General features: G+C 50.9%; 39 protein-coding genes. All 39 read left to right on the top strand.

The genetic code is table 11. The features are described from left to right. Nucleotides 1-6: 6 nt before the first annotated feature. Nucleotides 7-366, top strand: coding sequence for a sulfurtransferase complex subunit TusC (tusC, locus tag NYE85_RS03185; protein WP_259003087.1), 360 nt, complete (start codon nt 7-9; stop codon nt 364-366). Between the two features lie 8 nt (nt 367-374). Continuing rightward, on the top strand, nt 375-662 hold the full coding sequence (gene tusB / locus NYE85_RS03180) for a sulfurtransferase complex subunit TusB (RefSeq protein WP_259002874.1): 288 nt from the start codon (nt 375-377) through the stop codon (nt 660-662). Between the two features lie 144 nt (nt 663-806). Then, the gene (rpsL, locus tag NYE85_RS03175; RefSeq protein WP_004930426.1) at nt 807-1,181 is read left to right on the top strand and encodes a 30S ribosomal protein S12; all 375 of its coding nucleotides are present in this window, start codon (nt 807-809) and stop codon (nt 1,179-1,181) included. A gap of 96 nt (nt 1,182-1,277) precedes the next feature. Further along, nucleotides 1,278-1,748, top strand: coding sequence for a 30S ribosomal protein S7 (gene rpsG, locus NYE85_RS03170; RefSeq protein WP_004956203.1), 471 nt, complete (start codon nt 1,278-1,280; stop codon nt 1,746-1,748). Between the two features lie 94 nt (nt 1,749-1,842). Next, complete coding sequence (gene fusA, locus NYE85_RS03165) at nt 1,843-3,957, top strand: elongation factor G (protein ID WP_259002869.1); 2,115 nt, start codon at nt 1,843-1,845, stop codon at nt 3,955-3,957. Between the two features lie 70 nt (nt 3,958-4,027). Then, a complete protein-coding gene (gene tuf, locus NYE85_RS03160) occupies nt 4,028-5,212 on the top strand; it encodes an elongation factor Tu (RefSeq protein ID WP_259002868.1) in 1,185 nt (394 codons plus the stop codon). Between the two features lie 133 nt (nt 5,213-5,345). Next, nucleotides 5,346-5,540, top strand: coding sequence for a bacterioferritin-associated ferredoxin (bfd, locus tag NYE85_RS03155; RefSeq protein ID WP_004956197.1), 195 nt, complete (start codon nt 5,346-5,348; stop codon nt 5,538-5,540). A gap of 74 nt (nt 5,541-5,614) precedes the next feature. Then, entirely contained in the window at nt 5,615-6,094 is a 480-nt protein-coding gene (bfr, locus tag NYE85_RS03150; protein WP_259002867.1) for a bacterioferritin, read from the top strand. A gap of 376 nt (nt 6,095-6,470) precedes the next feature. Then, a complete protein-coding gene (gene rpsJ / locus NYE85_RS03145) occupies nt 6,471-6,782 on the top strand; it encodes a 30S ribosomal protein S10 (protein ID WP_001181005.1) in 312 nt (103 codons plus the stop codon). A 32-nt stretch (nt 6,783-6,814) separates the two neighbouring features. Next, nucleotides 6,815-7,444, top strand: a complete 630-nt coding sequence (gene rplC, locus NYE85_RS03140) for a 50S ribosomal protein L3 (RefSeq protein ID WP_004956193.1) — start codon at nt 6,815-6,817, stop codon at nt 7,442-7,444. A gap of 10 nt (nt 7,445-7,454) precedes the next feature. Next, the gene (gene rplD / locus NYE85_RS03135) at nt 7,455-8,060 is read left to right on the top strand and encodes a 50S ribosomal protein L4 (RefSeq protein WP_004956192.1); all 606 of its coding nucleotides are present in this window, start codon (nt 7,455-7,457) and stop codon (nt 8,058-8,060) included. Next, on the top strand, nt 8,057-8,359 hold the full coding sequence (rplW, locus tag NYE85_RS03130) for a 50S ribosomal protein L23 (RefSeq protein WP_004929776.1): 303 nt from the start codon (nt 8,057-8,059) through the stop codon (nt 8,357-8,359). The genes rplD and rplW overlap by 4 nt, the downstream gene beginning before the upstream one ends. 18 nt (nt 8,360-8,377) lie before the next feature. Next, entirely contained in the window at nt 8,378-9,202 is an 825-nt protein-coding gene (gene rplB / locus NYE85_RS03125) for a 50S ribosomal protein L2 (protein WP_039991329.1), read from the top strand. Nucleotides 9,203-9,216: 14 nt separating this feature from the next. Beyond that, nucleotides 9,217-9,495 carry a 30S ribosomal protein S19 gene (gene rpsS, locus NYE85_RS03120; protein ID WP_004929772.1) on the top strand — a complete coding sequence of 93 codons (279 nt, stop codon included), beginning with the start codon at nt 9,217-9,219 and terminating at the stop codon, nt 9,493-9,495. A gap of 14 nt (nt 9,496-9,509) precedes the next feature. Beyond that, nucleotides 9,510-9,842, top strand: a complete 333-nt coding sequence (rplV, locus tag NYE85_RS03115; RefSeq protein ID WP_002223844.1) for a 50S ribosomal protein L22 — start codon at nt 9,510-9,512, stop codon at nt 9,840-9,842. 17 nt (nt 9,843-9,859) lie between these two features. After that, nucleotides 9,860-10,558, top strand: a complete 699-nt coding sequence (gene rpsC, locus NYE85_RS03110; RefSeq protein WP_004956187.1) for a 30S ribosomal protein S3 — start codon at nt 9,860-9,862, stop codon at nt 10,556-10,558. Nucleotides 10,559-10,570: 12 nt separating this feature from the next. Then, the gene (rplP, locus tag NYE85_RS03105) at nt 10,571-10,981 is read left to right on the top strand and encodes a 50S ribosomal protein L16 (RefSeq protein ID WP_004956184.1); all 411 of its coding nucleotides are present in this window, start codon (nt 10,571-10,573) and stop codon (nt 10,979-10,981) included. Further along, entirely contained in the window at nt 10,981-11,172 is a 192-nt protein-coding gene (gene rpmC / locus NYE85_RS03100; protein ID WP_004956182.1) for a 50S ribosomal protein L29, read from the top strand. Before rplP ends, rpmC begins: the two co-directional genes overlap by 1 nt. Further along, nucleotides 11,173-11,427 (top strand): 30S ribosomal protein S17, encoded by a 255-nt coding sequence (gene rpsQ, locus NYE85_RS03095; protein ID WP_004956179.1) that lies wholly within the window; start codon nt 11,173-11,175, stop codon nt 11,425-11,427. Nucleotides 11,428-11,598: 171 nt separating this feature from the next. After that, a complete protein-coding gene (rplN, locus tag NYE85_RS03090; protein WP_000613954.1) occupies nt 11,599-11,970 on the top strand; it encodes a 50S ribosomal protein L14 in 372 nt (123 codons plus the stop codon). A gap of 10 nt (nt 11,971-11,980) precedes the next feature. Then, on the top strand, nt 11,981-12,295 hold the full coding sequence (rplX, locus tag NYE85_RS03085; protein ID WP_004956177.1) for a 50S ribosomal protein L24: 315 nt from the start codon (nt 11,981-11,983) through the stop codon (nt 12,293-12,295). A gap of 14 nt (nt 12,296-12,309) precedes the next feature. Beyond that, complete coding sequence (gene rplE / locus NYE85_RS03080; protein WP_004956175.1) at nt 12,310-12,849, top strand: 50S ribosomal protein L5; 540 nt, start codon at nt 12,310-12,312, stop codon at nt 12,847-12,849. Between the two features lie 13 nt (nt 12,850-12,862). Next, nucleotides 12,863-13,168 (top strand): 30S ribosomal protein S14, encoded by a 306-nt coding sequence (rpsN, locus tag NYE85_RS03075; RefSeq protein ID WP_004956173.1) that lies wholly within the window; start codon nt 12,863-12,865, stop codon nt 13,166-13,168. 33 nt (nt 13,169-13,201) lie between these two features. Beyond that, nucleotides 13,202-13,594 carry a 30S ribosomal protein S8 gene (gene rpsH / locus NYE85_RS03070; RefSeq protein ID WP_004956170.1) on the top strand — a complete coding sequence of 131 codons (393 nt, stop codon included), beginning with the start codon at nt 13,202-13,204 and terminating at the stop codon, nt 13,592-13,594. Nucleotides 13,595-13,608: 14 nt separating this feature from the next. Further along, the gene (gene rplF / locus NYE85_RS03065; RefSeq protein WP_259002864.1) at nt 13,609-14,142 is read left to right on the top strand and encodes a 50S ribosomal protein L6; all 534 of its coding nucleotides are present in this window, start codon (nt 13,609-13,611) and stop codon (nt 14,140-14,142) included. 9 nt (nt 14,143-14,151) lie between these two features. Continuing rightward, nucleotides 14,152-14,505, top strand: coding sequence for a 50S ribosomal protein L18 (rplR, locus tag NYE85_RS03060; protein WP_004956165.1), 354 nt, complete (start codon nt 14,152-14,154; stop codon nt 14,503-14,505). A 14-nt stretch (nt 14,506-14,519) separates the two neighbouring features. Beyond that, entirely contained in the window at nt 14,520-15,020 is a 501-nt protein-coding gene (gene rpsE, locus NYE85_RS03055) for a 30S ribosomal protein S5 (RefSeq protein ID WP_004956164.1), read from the top strand. 6 nt (nt 15,021-15,026) lie between these two features. Continuing rightward, nucleotides 15,027-15,206 carry a 50S ribosomal protein L30 gene (gene rpmD, locus NYE85_RS03050; RefSeq protein WP_004956161.1) on the top strand — a complete coding sequence of 60 codons (180 nt, stop codon included), beginning with the start codon at nt 15,027-15,029 and terminating at the stop codon, nt 15,204-15,206. 3 nt (nt 15,207-15,209) lie between these two features. Further along, the gene (gene rplO / locus NYE85_RS03045; RefSeq protein WP_039991315.1) at nt 15,210-15,644 is read left to right on the top strand and encodes a 50S ribosomal protein L15; all 435 of its coding nucleotides are present in this window, start codon (nt 15,210-15,212) and stop codon (nt 15,642-15,644) included. Nucleotides 15,645-15,651: 7 nt separating this feature from the next. Continuing rightward, complete coding sequence (gene secY, locus NYE85_RS03040; RefSeq protein WP_004956156.1) at nt 15,652-16,983, top strand: preprotein translocase subunit SecY; 1,332 nt, start codon at nt 15,652-15,654, stop codon at nt 16,981-16,983. A gap of 34 nt (nt 16,984-17,017) precedes the next feature. Then, entirely contained in the window at nt 17,018-17,134 is a 117-nt protein-coding gene (gene rpmJ / locus NYE85_RS03035; protein ID WP_002227352.1) for a 50S ribosomal protein L36, read from the top strand. A 146-nt stretch (nt 17,135-17,280) separates the two neighbouring features. Continuing rightward, nucleotides 17,281-17,637: a 30S ribosomal protein S13 gene (gene rpsM / locus NYE85_RS03030; RefSeq protein ID WP_039991313.1), complete on the top strand. Its 357-nt coding sequence runs from the start codon at nt 17,281-17,283 to the stop codon at nt 17,635-17,637. A 16-nt stretch (nt 17,638-17,653) separates the two neighbouring features. Continuing rightward, nucleotides 17,654-18,043, top strand: coding sequence for a 30S ribosomal protein S11 (gene rpsK / locus NYE85_RS03025; RefSeq protein ID WP_004956154.1), 390 nt, complete (start codon nt 17,654-17,656; stop codon nt 18,041-18,043). A 30-nt stretch (nt 18,044-18,073) separates the two neighbouring features. Continuing rightward, nucleotides 18,074-18,694: a 30S ribosomal protein S4 gene (gene rpsD / locus NYE85_RS03020; RefSeq protein WP_004956152.1), complete on the top strand. Its 621-nt coding sequence runs from the start codon at nt 18,074-18,076 to the stop codon at nt 18,692-18,694. Nucleotides 18,695-18,719: 25 nt separating this feature from the next. Continuing rightward, complete coding sequence (locus tag NYE85_RS03015; protein WP_002919219.1) at nt 18,720-19,709, top strand: DNA-directed RNA polymerase subunit alpha; 990 nt, start codon at nt 18,720-18,722, stop codon at nt 19,707-19,709. Nucleotides 19,710-19,749: 40 nt separating this feature from the next. Further along, entirely contained in the window at nt 19,750-20,139 is a 390-nt protein-coding gene (gene rplQ, locus NYE85_RS03010) for a 50S ribosomal protein L17 (protein ID WP_004929726.1), read from the top strand. Nucleotides 20,140-20,286: 147 nt separating this feature from the next. Continuing rightward, the gene (locus tag NYE85_RS03005; RefSeq protein ID WP_259002857.1) at nt 20,287-20,661 is read left to right on the top strand and encodes a DUF1992 domain-containing protein; all 375 of its coding nucleotides are present in this window, start codon (nt 20,287-20,289) and stop codon (nt 20,659-20,661) included. Next, nucleotides 20,661-21,101, top strand: coding sequence for a Zn(2+)-responsive transcriptional regulator (gene zntR / locus NYE85_RS03000; RefSeq protein ID WP_259002855.1), 441 nt, complete (start codon nt 20,661-20,663; stop codon nt 21,099-21,101). The genes NYE85_RS03005 and zntR overlap by 1 nt, the downstream gene beginning before the upstream one ends. Nucleotides 21,102-21,174: 73 nt before the next feature. Further along, complete coding sequence (locus tag NYE85_RS02995) at nt 21,175-21,381, top strand: alternative ribosome-rescue factor A (RefSeq protein WP_259002853.1); 207 nt, start codon at nt 21,175-21,177, stop codon at nt 21,379-21,381. Nucleotides 21,382-21,383 lie beyond the last annotated feature (2 nt).

The raw sequence follows: 21,383 nt of genomic DNA, 5'->3' as shown, positions 1-21,383 counted from the left end.
ATTATGATGAAAAAAGTCGCGTTTGTTTTCACCCAGGGACCACACGGCAGTGCCGCCGGCCGCGAAGGACTGGATGCCTTACTGGCGACCTCTGCGCTGAGCGAGGAGCTGGGCGTGTTCTTTATCGGCGACGGGGTGCTGCAACTGTTGCCTGGCCAACAGCCGGAAAAGATCCTCGCGCGAAATTACATTGCCACCTTCGGTGTATTGCCCCTGTACGATGTCGATCGCTGCTATCTGTGCGCCGCGTCACTGCAACAGCGCGGTTTGACGCAGATTGACGGCGGCGTGCTGGCCGCCGAGGTGTTGGCGCCGGACGCGCTGCGCCAGCGGCTCGCCGACTACGATGTTGTACTGACATTCTAGGAATTGCCATGCTGTTTACCCTGAGCCGCTCCCCGCTACAATGCGATCTGCCCGCGCTACTGCGTCTGACCTCCTCGGGCGATGCGCTGCTGCTGCTGCAGGACGGCGTGTTGGCTGCGCTGGCCGGTAGTGCGCCGCTTGATTTACTGCTGAATGCCCCCATATCCCTTTATGCGCTGGAAGATGATCTGAGCGCTCGTGGTCTGTCTGGTTATATTTCACACAATGTCACCGTCATCGGCTATAATCAATTCGTTGAATTAACCGAAAAACACCGTAGCCAAATGGCGTGGTGATAATACTGATGTTGTATATTTCTTGACACCTTAATCACTCAGCCATAAAATTCTGCGTCCTCGTATTTTGCCAGTAGTGCATGCGGGGGGATTTATCACATGTTTACGAAGCAAGAAACGAAGCACAAACCAGGAGCTTTTTGAATGGCAACGATTAACCAGCTGGTACGCAAACCACGCTCTGTGAAGGCTGCTAAAAGCAACGTTCCAGCGCTGGAAGCCTGCCCGCAAAAACGTGGTGTATGTACCCGCGTATATACCACCACCCCGAAAAAACCAAACTCCGCACTGCGTAAAGTATGCCGTGTGCGTTTGACTAACGGTTTCGAAGTGACTTCCTACATCGGTGGTGAAGGTCACAACCTGCAGGAACACTCCGTGATCCTGATCCGTGGCGGTCGTGTAAAAGACCTGCCAGGTGTGCGTTACCACACCGTTCGCGGCGCACTTGACTGCTCCGGTGTTAAAGACCGTAAGCAAGCTCGTTCCAAGTACGGCGTGAAGAAGCCAAAGGCTTAATGGTTCTCCGTTAAGTAAGGCCAAACATTTTCACTTTAATGTCAAAATAAACTCGTAGAGTTTTGGACAATCCTGAATTAACAACGGAGTATTTCCATGCCACGTCGTCGCGTCATTGGTCAACGTAAAATTTTGCCGGATCCTAAGTTCGGATCCGAGCTGCTGGCCAAATTTGTAAATATCCTGATGGTAGATGGTAAAAAATCTACTGCTGAAGCAATCGTCTATACCGCGCTGGAGACCCTGGCTCAGCGTTCTGGTAAAGATCACCTGGAAGCTTTCGAAGTAGCTCTGGACAACGTGCGCCCGACTGTCGAAGTCAAGTCTCGCCGCGTTGGTGGTTCTACTTATCAGGTACCAGTTGAAGTTCGTCCGGTTCGTCGTAATGCCCTGGCAATGCGCTGGATCGTTGATGCTGCTCGTAAACGCGGTGATAAATCCATGGCTCTGCGCCTGGCGAACGAGCTGTCTGACGCAGCAGAGAACAAAGGTTCTGCTGTTAAGAAGCGTGAAGACGTTCACCGTATGGCCGAAGCCAACAAGGCGTTCGCCCACTACCGCTGGTAATTACCACGCAGTAGTTATGCTAACCAAGCGGGCGCTTCAAGAAGCCAGCCCGCTTGGGTTAACTGAATGAACGCCCTAGGAATAGAGGAATCAAATGGCTCGTACAACACCCATTGAGCGCTACCGTAATATCGGTATCAGCGCACACATCGACGCCGGTAAAACCACCACTACCGAACGTATTCTGTTCTACACCGGTGTAAACCACAAAATCGGTGAAGTTCATGACGGCGCAGCTACCATGGACTGGATGGAGCAGGAGCAGGAGCGTGGTATTACCATTACCTCCGCTGCAACTACTGCATTCTGGTCAGGCATGGCCAAGCAGTATGAACCGCATCGCGTAAACATCATCGACACCCCAGGGCACGTTGACTTCACCATCGAAGTTGAACGTTCCATGCGTGTGCTTGATGGCGCGGTAATGGTTTACTGTGCTGTTGGTGGTGTTCAGCCACAGTCTGAGACCGTATGGCGTCAGGCTAACAAATACAAAGTTCCACGCATCGCGTTCGTTAACAAAATGGACCGTATGGGCGCGAACTTCCTGAAAGTTGTAGGCCAGATCAAATCTCGCCTGGGTGCAAACCCGGTTCCTCTGCAGCTGGCTATTGGCGCAGAAGAGAAATTCACCGGTGTTGTTGACCTGGTGAAAATGAAAGCCATCAACTGGAACGAAGCCGATGCAGGCGTGACCTTCGAATACGAAGATATCCCGGCTGACATGCAGGAACTGGCTGAAGAATGGCACCAGAATCTGGTTGAATCTGCTGCCGAAGCTTCAGAAGAGCTGATGGAAAAATACCTGGGCGGCGAAGAGCTGACCGAGGAAGAAATCAAGAAAGCTCTGCGTCAGCGCGTGCTGAACAACGAAATCATTCTGGTTACCTGTGGTTCTGCGTTCAAGAACAAAGGCGTACAGGCGATGCTGGATGCGGTAATCGATTACCTGCCAGCGCCAACAGACGTACCGGCAATCAACGGTATGCTGGACGACGGTAAAGATACTCCGGCCGAGCGTCACGCAGACGATAACGAGCCGTTCGCTGCACTGGCGTTCAAAATCGCTACCGACCCGTTCGTAGGTAACCTGACCTTCTTCCGCGTGTACTCTGGCGTAGTTAACTCCGGTGATACCGTAGTGAACTCCGTGAAGGCTGCGCGTGAGCGTTTTGGTCGTATCGTTCAGATGCACGCTAACAAGCGTGAAGAGATCAAAGAAGTTCGCGCGGGCGACATCGCTGCGGCAATCGGTCTGAAAGACGTGACTACCGGTGACACCCTGTGTGATCCAGACCACGTGATCATTCTGGAGCGTATGGAATTCCCTGAGCCGGTAATCTCCATCGCCGTTGAGCCGAAAACCAAAGCTGACCAAGAAAAAATGGGTCTGGCTCTGGGCCGTCTGGCTAAAGAAGACCCGTCATTCCGCGTATGGACTGACGAAGAATCTAACCAGACCATCATCGCTGGTATGGGTGAATTGCACCTCGATATCATCGTTGACCGTATGAAGCGTGAGTTCAACGTGGAAGCGAACGTCGGTAAACCGCAGGTTGCTTACCGTGAAGCGATTCGCTCCAAGGTTACCGATATCGAAGGTAAACACGCCAAGCAGTCTGGTGGTCGTGGTCAGTATGGTCACGTTGTGATCGACATGTACCCACTGGAGCCGGGCTCGAATCCGAAAGGCTACGAGTTCGTCAACGACATCAAAGGCGGTGTGATTCCAACGGAATACATCCCTGCCGTTGACAAAGGTCTCCAGGAGCAGCTGAAAGCAGGTCCGCTGGCAGGCTATCCGGTTGTTGATCTCGGTGTGCGTCTGCACTTCGGTTCTTACCATGACGTTGACTCCTCCGAGCTGGCGTTTAAACTGGCGGCTTCTATCGCCTTTAAAGATGGCTTCAAGAAAGCGAAACCCGTTCTGCTTGAGCCAATCATGAAGGTTGAAGTTGAAACGCCAGAAGAGAACACGGGTGACGTTATCGGTGACCTTAGCCGTCGTCGCGGTATGCTGAAAGGGCAGGAATCCAACGTGACTGGCGTTGTGATTCACGCTGAAGTTCCGTTGTCCGAAATGTTCGGCTACGCGACTCAACTGCGTTCTCTGACCAAAGGCCGTGCTTCTTACTCCATGGAGTTCCTGAAGTACGATGATGCGCCGAACAACGTCGCTCAGGCCGTTATTGAAGCCCGTGGTAAATAAGCTTTCGGGTTTAACACATTGATCAGTGCTCTCTCCATGAGGGGGGAGCATAAGAGTAAGGAATATAGCCGTGTCTAAAGAAAAATTTGAACGTTCCAAACCGCACGTTAACGTTGGTACTATCGGCCACGTTGACCACGGTAAAACTACCCTGACTGCAGCGATCACCACCGTTCTGGCTAAAACCTACGGCGGTTCTGCACGTGCTTTCGATCAGATCGATAACGCGCCAGAAGAAAAAGCTCGTGGTATCACCATCAACACTTCACACGTTGAGTATGACACCCCGTCTCGCCACTACGCGCACGTTGACTGCCCAGGGCACGCCGACTACGTGAAAAACATGATCACCGGTGCTGCGCAGATGGACGGCGCAATCCTGGTTGTTGCTGCGACTGACGGCCCTATGCCTCAGACCCGTGAGCACATCCTGCTGGGTCGTCAGGTTGGCGTTCCTTTCATCATCGTGTTCATGAACAAATGTGACATGGTTGATGACGAAGAGCTGCTGGAACTGGTAGAAATGGAAGTTCGCGAGCTGCTGTCTGCTTACGATTTCCCTGGTGATGACCTGCCGGTAATCCGCGGTTCTGCGCTGAAAGCGCTGGAAGGCGAAGCCGAGTGGGAAGCTAAGATTGTAGAACTGGCTGAAGCGCTGGATTCTTACATCCCAGAACCAGAGCGTGCAATCGACAAGCCGTTCCTGCTGCCAATCGAAGACGTATTCTCCATCTCCGGTCGTGGTACCGTTGTTACCGGTCGTGTTGAGCGCGGTATCATCAAAGTTGGCGAAGAAGTTGAAATCGTTGGTATCAAAGACACCGTTAAGTCTACCTGTACTGGCGTTGAGATGTTCCGCAAACTGCTGGACGAAGGCCGTGCTGGTGAGAACGTTGGTGTTCTGCTGCGTGGTATCAAGCGTGAAGACATCGAACGTGGTCAGGTTCTGGCTAAACCAGGCTCCATCAAGCCACACACCAAATTCGACTCAGAAGTTTATATCCTGAGCAAAGAAGAAGGTGGTCGTCACACGCCATTCTTCAAAGGCTACCGTCCACAGTTCTACTTCCGTACTACTGACGTGACCGGTACCATCGAACTGCCAGAAGGCGTAGAGATGGTAATGCCAGGCGATAACGTGAACATGGTTGTTACCCTGATTCACCCAATCGCAATGGACGACGGTTTGCGTTTCGCAATCCGCGAAGGCGGCCGTACCGTAGGCGCGGGTGTTGTTGCTAAAGTTCTCGCTTAATCGCTGATAACTTTTCGACTCTGATAAAAAGGGCACTTCGGTGCCCTTTTTTTATGCAAATTGGTTAAATCTTAATTGAAATAAAAAGCATTCCCATTTAGACTTGATGCATTGGTTAAGAAGTGAGTCTCCTATGTACGTATGTCTGTGTAATGCCGTGACTGATAAAGCCATTCGCAAGGTGGTTCGCCAGCACAATCCTCATACCATGAAGCAACTGCGTGATTTAGTGCCAATTGGTACCGATTGTGGGAAATGCATTCGTCAGGCAAGACAAATTATGGTGGAGGAACGCGCGACCATTATTCATATGCATGAAGTTGCCTAACAAAAGGTAAGGTTATTTTTTGACTCTTGGCCTACAGGTTCTACACTTTTAGAACTGGTCAGGAGGATTACCTTATGAAAGGCGATAAAAAGATCATTGCGCACCTCAACAAACTGCTTGGCAACGAGCTGGTTGCCATCAATCAATATTTCCTGCACGCCCGTATGTTCAAAAATTGGGGTTTAATGCGCCTCAATGATAAGGAATATCACGAGTCGATCGACGAGATGAAACATGCCGATCGCTACATCGAGCGCATTTTGTTCCTTGAAGGGCTACCCAATCTGCAAGACCTCGGCAAACTGAATATTGGCGAAGACATTGAAGAAATGCTGCGTTCCGATCTCGATCTGGAATTGCAAGGCGCCAGAGATTTGCGCGAAGGTATCGCCTATGCTGATTCTATCCATGACTACGTCAGCCGCGATTTGATGATTGAAATTCTGGCCGACGAAGAAGAGCACATCGATTGGCTGGAGACCGAGCTGGATCTTATTCAGCGGCTGGGCATCCAGAACTACGCTCAGGCGCAGGTACTGGAGCGCAAAGACTGATTTCCGCATTTCCTCTCTGCCGGTAGCTGATTACTGCCGGCAGGGCAGGGGACAGCGCTTGCTGAATCTCCCCGCGATCCCTCGTCATTTTCACCTGAAGCCAGCATCGGATACCCCCTGTCGATTAAATTTGTCGATATCCTGAGCATAATTTCATCTACGCCTTGCTTATGTGCGCATTTTGCGTATAATGCGCGGGCTTACCTAATCTTGGTAAGCCTGATTTTAGCGAATCAGTCGATAGGCAAGCTCTTTCTGCCCTTCGAACAATACTCCCGATATGGGGGTTATATGTTGACGATTACACTCCCCCATCAATCGAAATGGGTGTGAGGAGTAATTATTTACGTTTATAAATAATTGGAGCTCTGGTCTCATGCAGAACCAAAGAATCCGTATCCGCCTGAAAGCGTTTGATCATCGTCTGATCGATCAATCAACCGCGGAAATCGTCGAGACTGCTAAGCGCACTGGTGCGCAAGTCCGTGGTCCGATCCCGCTGCCAACTCGCAAAGAGCGCTTTACCGTTCTGATCTCTCCGCACGTCAACAAAGATGCGCGTGATCAGTACGAGATTCGCACTCACAAGCGTCTGGTTGACATCGTTGAGCCAACCGAGAAAACCGTTGATGCTCTGATGCGTCTGGATCTGGCTGCCGGTGTAGACGTGCAGATCAGCCTGGGTTAATCAGGTCATTGAGCGATTGAGAGGTTGAAACAATGATTGGTTTAGTCGGTAAAAAAGTGGGTATGACCCGTATCTTCACTGAAGATGGCGTTTCTATCCCAGTAACCGTAATCGAAATTGAAGCGAACCGCGTTACTCAGGTCAAAGACCTGGACAACGACGGGTACCGTGCCATCCAGGTCACTACCGGTAGCAAAAAAGCGAACCGTGTGACCAAACCGGAAGCGGGCCATTTCGCTAAAGCTGGCGTTGAAGCTGGCCGTGGTCTGTGGGAATTCCGCCTTGAAGAAGGCCAAGAGTTCGCTGCAGGTCAGGAAATCAGCGTAGAAATCTTCGCTGACGTTAAAAAAGTCGACGTTACCGGTACTTCTAAAGGTAAAGGTTTTGCTGGCACTGTAAAGCGCTGGAACTTCCGTACCCAAGACGCTACCCACGGTAACTCCTTGTCTCACCGCGTTCCGGGTTCTATCGGTCAGAACCAGACTCCGGGCAAAGTGTTCAAAGGCAAGAAAATGGCTGGCCACCTGGGTGACGAGCGTGTAACCGTTCAAAGCCTGGACGTAGTACGTGTTGACGCTGAGCGCAACCTGCTGCTGGTTAAGGGTGCTGTACCGGGCGCAACCGGTGGCAACCTGATCGTTAAACCAGCTGTGAAGGCGTAAGGGGATAGCAATGGAATTAGTATTGAAAGACGCGCAAAGCGCGCTGACTGTTTCCGAAACTACCTTCGGTCGTGATTTCAACGAAGCGCTGGTACACCAGGTTGTTGTTGCTTATGCAGCAGGTGCCCGTCAAGGTACCCGTGCTCAGAAGACCCGTGCTGAAGTAACTGGTTCCGGTAAAAAACCGTGGCGCCAGAAAGGTACCGGCCGTGCGCGTTCAGGTTCTGTAAAGAGCCCGATCTGGCGTTCCGGTGGTGTAACCTTCGCTGCCAAGCCACAAGACCACAGTCAGAAAGTTAACAAAAAGATGTACCGCGGCGCGCTGAAAAGCATCCTGTCCGAACTGGTACGTCAAGATCGTCTGATCGTTGTCGAGAAGTTCTCTGTAGAAGCGCCTAAAACCAAGCTGCTGGCACAGAAACTGAAAGATATGGCCCTGGAAGACGTGCTGATTGTAACCGGCGAAGTCGACGAGAATCTGTTCCTGGCCGCTCGCAACCTGTACAAGGTTGACGTGCGCGACGTAGCAGGTATCGATCCAGTTAGCCTGATCGCCTTCGACAAAGTGGTTATGACTGCTGATGCTGTGAAGCAAGTTGAGGAGATGCTGGCATGATCCGTGAAGAACGTTTGCTGAAAGTGCTGCGTGCACCGCACGTATCTGAAAAAGCATCCGCTGCGATGGAAAAAAGCAACACCATCGTTCTCAAAGTTGCCAAAGACGCGACCAAAGCAGAAATCAAAGCTGCAGTGCAGAAACTGTTTGAAGTCGAAGTCAAGGACGTTAACACCCTGGTAGTTAAAGGGAAAGTGAAGCGTCACGGTCAGCGTGTTGGTCGTCGTAGCGACTGGAAAAAAGCTTACGTCACCCTGAAAGAAGGCCAGAATCTGGACTTCATCGGCGGCGCAGAGTAAGTCGGAGGAGTAAGAACAATGGCAATTGTTAAATGTAAACCTACATCTCCGGGTCGTCGCCACGTTGTTAAAGTGGTTAACCCTGAGCTGCACAAGGGTAAACCTTATGCCCCGCTGCTTGAAAAAATGAGCAAAAGCGGTGGTCGTAACAACAATGGCCGTATCACCACCCGTCATATCGGTGGTGGCCACAAGCAACATTATCGTCTGGTTGACTTCAAACGCAACAAAGACGGTGTGCCTGCAGTGGTTGAGCGTCTGGAGTACGATCCGAACCGTTCCGCGAACATCGCGCTGGTTCTGTACAAAGACGGCGAACGCCGTTACATCCTTGCGCCGAAAGGCCTGAAAGCTGGTGACCAGATTCAATCTGGCGTTGATGCTGCAATCAAAACGGGTAACACCCTGCCGATGCGCAACATTCCAGTTGGTTCAACGGTTCACAACGTAGAAATGAAACCAGGTAAAGGCGGCCAGATGGCTCGTTCAGCCGGTGCCTACGTTCAGATCGTTGCACGTGATGGTTCCTACGTAACTCTGCGTCTGCGCTCCGGCGAAATGCGTAAAGTTCCAGTTGATTGCCGCGCCACCCTGGGTGAAGTCGGTAACGCTGAACATATGCTTCGCGTTCTGGGTAAAGCAGGTGCTGCACGTTGGCGTGGTGTTCGTCCTACCGTTCGCGGTACGGCGATGAACCCGGTAGATCACCCGCACGGTGGTGGTGAAGGTCGTAACTTTGGTAAGCACCCGGTAACCCCGTGGGGCGTTCAGACCAAAGGTAAGAAGACCCGTAGCAACAAGCGTACTGATAAGTTCATCGTACGTCGCCGTAGCAAAAAATAATTAGAGGATAAGCCATGCCACGTTCTCTCAAGAAAGGTCCTTTTATTGACCTGCACTTGCTGAAGAAGGTAGAGAAAGCGGTGGAAAGCGGTGACAAGAAGCCTTTGCGCACTTGGTCCCGTCGTTCAACGATCTTTCCTAACATGATCGGTTTGACCATCGCTGTCCATAATGGTCGTCAGCACGTACCAGTGTTCGTTTCCGATGAAATGGTCGGTCACAAACTGGGTGAATTCGCGCCGACTCGTACTTATCGCGGCCATGCGGCTGATAAAAAAGCTAAAAAGCGCTAAGGTAGGAGGAAGAGATGGAAACTATCGCTAAACATCGCCACGCTCGTTCTTCTGCTCAGAAGGTTCGCCTTGTTGCTGACCTGATCCGCGGTAAGAAAGTGTCGCAAGCTCTGGAAACTCTGACCTACACCAACAAGAAAGCTGCTGGTCTGGTTAAGAAAGTGCTGGAGTCTGCCATTGCTAACGCAGAACACAACGATGGCGCTGACATCGATGATCTGAAAGTCACGAAAATCTTCGTCGACGAAGGCCCAAGCATGAAGCGCATTATGCCGCGTGCGAAAGGTCGTGCAGATCGCATCCTGAAGCGCACCAGCCACATTACTGTGGTTGTGTCCGATCGCTGAGACTCTGGAGACTAGCAATGGGTCAGAAAGTACATCCTAACGGTATTCGCCTGGGTATTGTCAAACCTTGGAACTCTACTTGGTATGCGAATACCAAAGAATTCGCTGACAACCTGGACAGCGACTTTAAAGTTCGTCAATTCCTGACTAAGGAACTGGCGAAAGCTTCCGTTTCTCGCATCGTTATCGAACGTCCTGCGAAGAGCATCCGTGTGACTATTCACACCGCTCGTCCAGGCATCGTTATCGGCAAGAAAGGTGAAGATGTCGAAAAACTGCGTAAGGTCGTAGCGGATATCGCTGGCGTTCCTGCACAGATTAACATCGCCGAAGTCCGTAAACCGGAACTTGACGCTAAATTGGTTGCTGACAGCATCACTTCCCAGCTGGAACGTCGCGTTATGTTCCGTCGTGCTATGAAGCGTGCAGTACAGAACGCAATGCGTCTTGGCGCTAAAGGTATCAAAGTTGAAGTAAGCGGCCGCCTTGGCGGTGCTGAAATCGCGCGTACCGAATGGTACCGTGAAGGTCGTGTTCCGTTGCACACTCTGCGTGCGGATATCGATTACAACACATCTGAAGCGCACACCACTTATGGTGTAATCGGCGTTAAGGTATGGATCTTCAAAGGTGAGATCCTGGGTGGTATGGCTGCAGTTGAACAACCGGAACCGGCTGCTCAACCTAAAAAGCAGCAGCGTAAAGGCCGCAAGTAAGGAGAGTCGCTGATGTTACAACCAAAGCGTACAAAATTCCGTAAGATGCACAAGGGCCGTAACCGTGGCCTGGCGCAGGGTACGGATGTTAGCTTCGGCACTTTCGGTCTGAAAGCTGTTGGCCGTGGCCGTCTGACTGCTCGTCAAATCGAAGCAGCTCGTCGTGCAATGACTCGTGCAGTTAAGCGTCAAGGTAAGATCTGGATCCGTGTATTCCCGGACAAACCGATCACCGAGAAGCCGCTCGAAGTGCGTATGGGTAAAGGTAAAGGTAACGTGGAGTATTGGGTTGCCCTTATCCAGCCTGGTAAAGTCCTGTACGAAATGGACGGTGTGCCGGAAGAGCTGGCCCGTGAGGCATTCAAGCTGGCTGCAGCTAAATTGCCGATCAAAACCACCTTTGTAACTAAGACGGTGATGTAATGAAAGCACAAGAGCTGCGTGAAAAAAGCGTTGAAGAGCTGAACACTGAGCTGCTCAACCTGCTGCGTGAGCAATTCAACTTGCGCATGCAGGCGGCGAGTGGCCAGCTGCAACAAACTCACCTGTTGAAACAAGTGCGTCGTGATGTCGCACGCGTTAAGACTTTACTGACTGAAAAGGCGGGTGTGTAAATGAGTGACAATATCCGTACTCTGCAAGGTCGCGTGATCAGCGACAAAATGGAGAAATCCATTGTTGTTGCTATCGAGCGTTTCGTGAAGCACCCGATCTACGGGAAATTCATCAAGCGTACGACCAAGCTGCACGTACACGACGAGAGCAACGAATGTGGTATCGGTGACGTGGTTGAAATCCGCGAATGCCGCCCACTGTCCAAGACTAAGTCCTGGACGTTGGTTCGCGTTGTAGAGAAAGCGATTCTGTAATAGAGTAGCTGGCTCTAACTTAATGAACGGCTCAGGAAATGAGCCGTTCATTTTTTCTACCCATACTCTGGAAGCGGTGTTATAATGCTGCGCCCTCGGTTATGGGGCTTTTCAACGACCTAATATTTCTTGGGTCTTTAAAGTAGTAGTTGACATTAGCGGAGCACTAAAATGATCCAAGAACAGACTATGCTGAACGTCGCCGACAACTCCGGTGCACGTCGCGTAATGTGTATCAAGGTTCTAGGTGGCTCGCACCGTCGCTACGCAGGCGTCGGCGACATCATCAAGATTACCATCAAGGAAGCAATTCCACGTGGTAAGGTGAAGAAAGGCGATGTGCTGAAGGCGGTAGTGGTGCGCACCAAGAAGGGTGTACGTCGCCCGGACGGTTCTGTCATTCGCTTCGATGGTAATGCATGCGTTATTCTTAACAATAACAGCGAGCAGCCAATCGGTACGCGTATTTTTGGGCCGGTAACTCGTGAACTGCGTAATGAGAAGTTCATGAAAATTATCTCTCTGGCCCCAGAAGTACTCTAAGGAGCGAACCATGGCAGCGAAAATCCGTCGTGATGACGAAGTTATCGTGATTACCGGGAAAGACAAAGGTAAGCGCGGTAAAGTAAAAAATGTCCTGTCTGCTGGTAAGGTCATTGTTGAAGGTATCAACCTGGTTAAGAAACATCAGAAGCCGGTTCCGGCTCTGAACCAACCAGGTGGCATCGTTGAAAAAGAAGCTGCAATTCAGGTTTCTAACGTTGCTCTCTTCAACGCGGCTACCGGTAAGGCTGACCGTGTAGGCTTTAGATTCGAAGACGGCAAAAAAGTCCGTTTCTTCAAATCTAACAGCGAAACTATCAAGTAATTTGGAGTAATACGATGGCGAAACTGCATGATTACTACAAAGACGAGGTAGTTAAACAACTGATGTCTCAGTTTAACTACAATTCTGTCATGCAAGTCCCTCGGGTCGAGAAGATCACCCTGAACATGGGTGTTGGTGAAGCGATCGCTGACAAGAAACTGCTGGATAACGCAGCAGCTGACTTGGCAGCAATCTCCGGTCAAAAACCGTTGATCACCAAAGCACGCAAATCTGTTGCAGGCTTCAAAATCCGCCAGGGCTATCCGATCGGCTGTAAAGTAACTCTGCGTGGCGAACGCATGTGGGAGTTCTTTGAGCGTCTGATTTCCATTGCTGTTCCACGTATCCGTGACTTCCGTGGCTTGTCCGCCAAGTCATTCGACGGCCGTGGCAACTACAGCATGGGCGTGCGTGAGCAAATCATCTTCCCAGAAATCGACTACGACAAAGTCGATCGCGTTCGTGGTTTGGATATTACCATTACCACTACTGCGAACTCTGATGATGAAGGCCGCGCACTGTTGGCTGCTTTTAACTTCCCGTTCCGCAAGTAAGGCAGGGTTACTGATGGCTAAGCAATCAATGAAAGCACGCGAAGTAAAGCGCGTGAAATTAGCTGACAAGTTCTTTGCAAAACGCGCTGAACTGAAAGCTATTATCTCTGATGTGAACGCTTCCGATGAAGATCGTTGGAATGCCGTTCTCAAGCTGCAAACTCTGCCGCGTGATTCCAGCCCGTCCCGTCAGCGTAATCGCTGCCGCCAAACTGGCCGTCCACATGGTTATGTGGGCAAATTCGGGCTGAGCCGTATCAAACTGCGTGAAGCCGCCATGCGCGGTGAAGTACCAGGCTTGAAAAAGGCTAGCTGGTAATTGTCACCAATTGAATCACGGGAGTAAAGACAGATGAGCATGCAAGATCCGATCGCGGATATGCTGACCCGTATCCGTAACGGTCAAGCCGCGAACAAAGTTGCGGTCACCATGCCTTCCTCCAAGCTGAAAGTGGCAATTGCCAACGTGCTGAAGGAAGAAGGTTTTATTGAAGATTTCAAAATCGAAGGCGACGCCAAGCCTGTTCTGGAACTGGTACTGAAGTACTTCCAGGGCAAAGCTGTGGTAGAAAGCATTCAGCGTATCAGCCGTCCAGGTCTGCGTATCTATAAGAAAAAAGATGCGTTGCCAAAAGTTATGGCCGGTTTGGGGATCGCTGTTGTTTCTACCTCTAAAGGTGTTATGACCGATCGTGCAGCTCGCCAGGCTGGTCTTGGTGGCGAGATTATCTGCTACGTAGCTTAATTCGGGAGGAAAGAATGTCTCGTGTTGCAAAAGCACCCGTCGTCATTCCTGCCGGCGTAGAGGTAAAACTCAACGGTCAGGTTATTTCGATTAAGGGTAAGAACGGCGAGCTGACTCGTACAGTCCACGAAGCCGTTGAAGTGAAGCAAGAAGCTAACGCACTGACTTTCGCACCACGCGAAGGCTTTGTGAACGCATGGGCCCAAGCGGGTACTACGCGCGCTCTGCTGAACGCAATGGTTATCGGTGTTACCGAAGGCTTCACCAAGAAGCTTCAACTGGTAGGCGTTGGTTATCGTGCTGCTGTTAAAGGCAATGTGGTGAATTTAGCCCTGGGCTTCTCTCACCCTGTCGATCACCAGCTGCCAGCAGGTGTTACTGCTGAATGTCCTAGCCAAACTGAAATCGTGCTGAAAGGCGCTGATAAGCAGGTTATTGGCCAGGTTGCTGCAGATCTGCGTGCCTACCGTCGTCCTGAGCCTTACAAAGGCAAGGGTGTTCGTTACGCCGACGAAGTCGTGCGTATCAAAGAGGCTAAGAAGAAGTAAGGTAACACTATGGATAAGAAATCTGCTCGTATCCGTCGTGCGACCCGCGCACGCCGCAAGCTCAAAGAACTGGGTGCAACCCGCCTGGTGGTACATCGTACCCCGCGTCACATTTACGCACAGGTAATTGCTCCGAACGGTTCTGAAGTATTGGTAGCTGCTTCTACTTTAGAAAAAGCTATCACTGAGCAACTGAAGTTTTCCGGTAACAAAGACGCAGCAGCAGCAGTAGGTAAAGCTATCGCTGAGCGCGCGTTGGAAAAAGGCATCAAAGATGTTTCCTTTGACCGTTCCGGTTTCCAATATCATGGTCGAGTCCAGGCACTGGCAGATGCTGCCCGTGAAGCTGGCCTTCAGTTCTAAGGAAGAGGTTTAAGATGGCTCACATCGAAAAACAAGCTGGCGAACTGCAGGAAAAGCTGATCGCGGTAAACCGCGTATCTAAAACCGTAAAAGGTGGCCGTATTTTCAGCTTTACCGCACTGACTGTCGTTGGTGATGGTAACGGTCGCGTTGGTTTTGGCTACGGCAAAGCACGCGAAGTTCCGGCAGCGATCCAGAAAGCGATGGAAAAAGCCCGTCGCAACATGATGAATGTCGCGCTGAACAGCGGCACCCTGCAGCACCCTGTTAAAGGTGCTCACACGGGTTCTCGTGTGTTCATGCAGCCGGCTTCCGAAGGTACCGGTATTATCGCCGGTGGTGCAATGCGCGCCGTCCTGGAAGTCGCTGGGGTTCACAACGTATTGGCTAAGGCTTATGGTTCCACCAACCCGATCAACGTGGTTCGTGCAACTATTGATGCCTTGGCAAATATGAAGTCCCCTGAAATGGTCGCTGCCAAGCGTGGTAAATCCGTTGCAGACATTCTGGGGTAATTGACCATGGCTAAGACTATTAAAGTAACACAAGTTCGCAGTTCCATTGGCCGTCTGCCGAAGCATAAAGCTACTCTGCTCGGTCTGGGTCTGCGTCGTATTGGTCACACCGTAGAGCGCGAGGATACTCCTGCTGTACGCGGTATGATCAACCTGGTTTCCTACATGGTTAAAGTTGAGGAGTAACAGATGCGTTTAAATACTCTGTCTCCGGCTGAAGGTGCCAAGCATGCGCCGAAGCGTGTAGGTCGTGGTATTGGTTCTGGCCTGGGTAAAACCGGCGGCCGTGGTCACAAAGGTCAGAAGTCTCGTTCTGGCGGTGGCGTACGTCGCGGGTTTGAAGGTGGTCAGATGCCTTTATACCGTCGTTTGCCGAAATTCGGCTTCACCTCTCGCAAAGCGATGATCACGGCAGAAGTTCGTCTGTCTGAGCTGGCTTTGATTGAAGGCGACGTAATCGACCTGAACACGCTGAAAGCCGCTAACGTTGTTGGTACCCAGATTGAGTTCGCGAAAGTTATGCTTTCTGGCGAAATCACTCGTCCGGTTACCCTGCGTGGTCTGCGTGTCACCAAAGGCGCTCGTGCTGCTATCGAAGCTGCTGGCGGTAAAATTGAGGAATAAGTAGCAGATGGCTAAGCAACCAGGATTAGATTTTCAAAGTGCTAAAGGTGGGCTCGGCGAGCTGAAGCGCAGACTTTTGTTTGTTATCGGCGCGCTGATTGTCTTCCGTATCGGCTCTTTTATTCCGATTCCTGGTATCGATGCCACTGTGCTTGCCAAATTGCTCGAGCAGCAGAGAGGCACTATCATTGAAATGTTCAACATGTTCTCTGGTGGTGCCCTCAGCCGTGCTTCTATCTTTGCTCTGGGGATCATGCCGTATATTTCGGCCTCGATCATTATCCAGCTGTTAACGGTGGTTCATCCGGCGTTGGCGGAAATCAAGAAAGAAGGGGAGGCTGGCCGTCGCAAGATAAGTCAGTACACCCGATACGGTACGCTGGTATTGGCCATATTCCAGTCGATCGGTATTGCTACCGGTCTGCCGAATATGCCTGGTATGCAGGGCCTGGTGTTAAATCCAGGCTTTGCATTCTACTTTACTGCGGTTGTGAGTCTGGTTACCGGGACAATGTTCCTGATGTGGCTGGGTGAGCAGATAACCGAACGAGGTATCGGCAACGGTATTTCAATCATTATCTTCGCGGGTATTGTGGCGGGGTTACCGCCGGCAATCGGTCATACTATTGAGCAAGCCCGGCAAGGCGACCTGCACTTCCTCCTGTTGCTGTTGGTTGCAGTATTGGTGTTTGCAGTAACCTTCTTCGTTGTTTTCATCGAACGTGGTCAACGTCGTATCGTCGTTAACTATGCGAAACGTCAACAAGGTCGTCGTGTTTACGCAGCACAGAGCACACACTTACCGTTGAAAGTGAACATGGCAGGCGTAATTCCTGCAATCTTTGCTTCCAGCATTATCCTGTTCCCAGCCACGATTGCATCCTGGTTTGGGGGCGGTACCGGTTGGAACTGGCTGACAACGATTTCGATGTATTTGCAGCCTGGACAGCCGCTTTATGTGTTACTCTATGCGTCTGCAATCATCTTCTTCTGTTTCTTCTACACGGCGTTGGTTTTCAACCCGCGTGAGACAGCAGATAACCTGAAGAAGTCCGGTGCCTTCGTACCAGGAATTCGTCCGGGAGAGCAAACGGCGAAGTACATCGATAAAGTAATGACGCGTTTAACCCTGGTGGGCGCGATGTACATTACTTTCATCTGCCTGATCCCGGAGTTCATGCGTGATGCAATGAAAGTACCATTCTACTTTGGTGGTACCTCGCTACTGATCGTGGTTGTCGTCATCATGGACTTTATGGCTCAAGTGCAAACTCTGATGATGTCAAGTCAGTACGAGTCTGCATTGAAGAAAGCAAACCTGAAAGGCTATAACCGCTAGTCGGGTTTTGTTTGAGAAGTTACGGAGAGTAAAAATGAAAGTTCGTGCTTCCGTCAAGAAATTATGTCGTAACTGCAAAATCGTTAAGCGTAACGGTGTCGTTCGTGTGATTTGCAGCGCCGAGCCGAAGCATAAACAGCGTCAAGGCTGATTATCTCGCATATTTTTCTTGCAAAGTTGGGTTGAGCTGGCTAGATTAGCCAGCCAATCTTTTGTATGTAGCTGCAACATTATTTGAGTATCCTGAAAACGGGCTTTTCAGAATGGTGTTGCTGTATAAAATAGTAGGAGTGCATAGTGGCCCGTATAGCAGGCATTAACATTCCTGATCATAAACATACCGTAATCGCCTTAACGTCGATCTTCGGAATCGGTAAAACCCGCTCACAGTCTATCTGTGCGGCTACGGGTATTCCTGAAAATGTTAAGATCAGTGAGCTGTCTGAAGAGCAAATTGAACAGCTGCGTGAAGCAGTCGCCAAATTCACTGTAGAAGGTGATTTGCGTCGTGAAGTTACCCTGAGCATCAAGCGTCTGATGGATCTTGGTACATATCGTGGTTTGCGCCATCGTCGTGGTCTGCCAGTTCGCGGTCAGCGTACTAAGACCAACGCACGTACCCGTAAGGGTCCGCGTAAACCGATCAAGAAATAATCGGGGTGATTGAATAATGGCAAAGGCACCTGTTCGTACACGCAAGCGTGTAAGAAAGCAAGTCTCTGACGGCGTGGCTCATATCCATGCTTCTTTCAACAACACCATTGTAACTATTACCGATCGTCAGGGTAATGCTTTGGGTTGGGCAACTGCCGGTGGTTCCGGTTTCCGTGGTTCTCGTAAGTCAACTCCGTTTGCAGCTCAGGTTGCAGCCGAACGTTGTGCTGAAGCAGTAAAAGAATACGGTATCAAGAACCTGGAAGTTATGGTTAAAGGACCTGGTCCTGGTCGTGAGTCTACTATCCGCGCTCTGAACGCGGCTGGTTTCCGCATCACTAACATTACTGATGTGACTCCGATCCCTCATAACGGTTGTCGTCCGCCGAAAAAGCGCCGCGTATAACGCTGCTTTTAGGATTGTTGGAGAAAGAAAATGGCAAGATATTTGGGTCCTAAGCTCAAGCTTAGCCGCCGTGAGGGCACAGACCTGTTCCTGAAGTCTGGCGTTCGCGCGATCGATTCAAAATGCAAAATTGAGCAACCGCCTGGTCAACACGGTGCGCGTAAACCGCGTCTGTCTGACTACGGTGTACAGTTACGTGAGAAGCAAAAAGTTCGCCGTATGTACGGTGTTCTGGAGCGTCAATTCCGTAACTATTATAAAGAAGCAGCACGTCTGAAAGGCAACACTGGTGCAAACCTGTTGCAACTGCTGGAAGGCCGTCTGGACAACGTCGTTTACCGTATGGGCTTTGGCGCCACTCGTGCAGAAGCACGTCAGTTGGTTAGCCATAAAGGCATCATGGTAAATGGTCGCGTTGTTAACATCGCTTCTTATCAGGTATCTCCGAATGACGTAGTCAGCATCCGCGAGAAAGCGAAAAAGCAGTCTCGTGTTAAGGCCGCTTTGGAGCTGGCTGAGCAGCGTGAAAAGCCAACTTGGCTGGAAGTTGATGCTGCTAAGATGGAAGGTGTGTTCAAACGTATTCCTGAACGTACCGATCTGTCTGCGGACATTAACGAACACCTGATCGTCGAGCTTTACTCCAAGTAAAGCTTAGTACCAAAGAGAGGACACAATGCAGGGTTCTGTGACAGAGTTTCTAAAACCGCGCCTGGTAGATATCGAGCAAGTCAGTTCGACGCACGCCAAGGTGACCCTTGAGCCTTTAGAGCGTGGCTTTGGCCATACTCTTGGCAACGCACTGCGCCGTATTCTGCTTTCATCTATGCCGGGTTGCGCGGTGACCGAGGTTGAGATTGATGGTGTACTGCATGAGTACAGCACCAAAGAAGGCGTACAGGAAGATATCCTGGAGATCCTGCTCAACCTGAAAGGGCTGGCGGTGAGAGTTCAAGGCAAAGATGAAGTTATTCTTACCCTGAATAAATCTGGCATTGGCCCTGTGACCGCTGCCGACATTACCCATGATGGTGATGTCGAAATCGTCAAGCCGCAGCACGTTATCTGCCACCTGACCGATGAAAACGCTGCTATCAGCATGCGTATCAAAGTTCAGCGCGGTCGTGGTTATGTGCCGGCTTCTGCCCGAATTCATTCGGAAGAAGATGAGCGCCCGATTGGTCGTCTGTTGGTGGACGCCTGCTATAGCCCTGTAGAGCGTATTGCCTACAATGTTGAAGCAGCGCGTGTAGAACAGCGTACTGACCTGGACAAGCTGGTAATCGAAATGGAAACCAATGGCACGATCGATCCTGAAGAGGCGATCCGCCGTGCGGCTACCATTCTGGCTGAACAACTTGAAGCTTTCGTTGACTTGCGTGATGTACGTCAACCGGAAGTGAAAGAAGAGAAACCAGAGTTCGATCCAATCCTGCTGCGCCCTGTTGACGATCTGGAATTGACTGTCCGCTCTGCTAACTGCCTTAAGGCAGAAGCTATCCACTACATCGGTGATCTGGTACAGCGTACCGAGGTTGAGTTGCTGAAAACGCCGAACCTGGGTAAAAAATCTCTTACCGAGATTAAAGATGTGCTGGCCTCACGTGGTCTGTCTCTGGGCATGCGCCTGGAAAACTGGCCGCCGGCAAGCATTGCTGACGAGTAACCGGATCACAGGTTAAGGTTTTACTGAGAAGGATAAGGTCATGCGCCATCGTAAGAGTGGTCGTCAACTGAACCGTAACAGCAGCCATCGCCAGGCTATGTTCCGTAACATGGCCGGCTCTTTGGTTCGTCATGAGATCATCAAGACGACCCTGCCAAAAGCGAAAGAGCTGCGTCGCGTTGTTGAGCCGCTGATTACTCTTGCCAAGACCGACAGCGTAGCTAATCGTCGTCTGGCATTCGCCCGTACTCGTGATAACGAGATCGTGGCAAAACTGTTTAACGAGCTGGGCCCGCGTTTCGCGAGCCGTGCCGGTGGTTACACTCGCATTCTGAAGTGTGGCTTCCGCGCAGGCGACAACGCGCCGATGGCATACATCGAGCTGGTTGATCGTGCTGAGTCTCAAGCAGAAGTAGCAACTGCAGAGTAATCTGTAGACGCGTAAAAAAACCGGGCTTGCCCGGTTTTTTTACGTCTATCGTTTACCGCAGTTCGATCCCCTGAGTTAATAGCTTAAGATCTCCCTTCCTATCCGCTATGCTAACATTCTCTGTTTTAGCATCGGAGAAATCTCCTCATGTGGTTGCTCGATAAATGGGCTGAACGCCATATAGCGGATGCCCAGCAGAAAGGTGAACTAGACAATCTACCCGGCATGGGGGCGCCGCTGCAACTCGATGATGATAGCGCGGTACCTGCCGAGCTGCGATCGGGGTTTCGGCTGTTAAAAAACGCCGGTTATCTGCCGCCGGAACTTGAAACGCGCAAAGAAGCGTTGACGCTTGCCCGCTTACTGTATGGTATCAATAGCGAACATCCTGACTTTGACGAGTTGAATAAACGCATGGTGCTGTTGGAGTTTCGCCTGCGCCAGGCGGGGATGAGCACCGACTTTCTACACGGTGAATACCAGACTGCACTGAGCGGGAAATTCAGCACGGAGGATGAGTAATGTTTAAAATTGGCCAGTTGGCAAAGCTCGCCGATGTGACGCCCGATACGGTGCGTTACTACGAAAAGCAGGGCATGATGGCTCACGGCATCAGAACCGAGGGAGGGTTCCGGTTGTACAGCGAGCAGGACTTGCAGCGGCTGCGCTTTATTCGCTATGCCAAGCAATTGGGATTTACCCTGGACACCATCGCCGAACTGTTATCGATCCGTGTCGATCCAGAGCACCATACCTGCCAGGAATCAAAATCGATCGTGGAAGCGCGTCTGCAGGACGTTGAGAATAAATTGCAGGAATTGTCGCGTATGCGTGAATCACTGAAACGGCTCAGCGATGCCTGCTGTGGCACCGCCCATACCAGTAGCTCTTGCTCGATCCTTGAGGCTTTGGAGCAGGGCGCACGTGAAGAAAAAGCGGCAAGCGGTAGGCAACGACGATAATGACTTTGATTTTGATCTCGGCCGCAGTATTATCACAATGCTTTATAACCACATAATTAATCGGAGTAATACCATGACAAAATATCGACATAACAAAGGCCAAATTCAGGACAATGCCTTGGAGGCCTTGTTACACGACCCGCTGTTTCGCCAACGAGTAGAAAAGAATATTAAAGGTAAAGGCAGTTATCGGCGTAAAGAAAAACATGCGAAAGGCGGGCGCTGGGAGGCCAGTGGTAAAGTATCAGCCGATAATTTACCACTGGCCTTTTGGTTTTAAGA

Source organism: Serratia sp. AKBS12 (assembly GCF_024793895.1).
GTDB lineage: Bacteria > Pseudomonadota > Gammaproteobacteria > Enterobacterales > Enterobacteriaceae > Serratia_F.
This window is presented reverse-complemented; position numbering and strand designations above follow the sequence as displayed.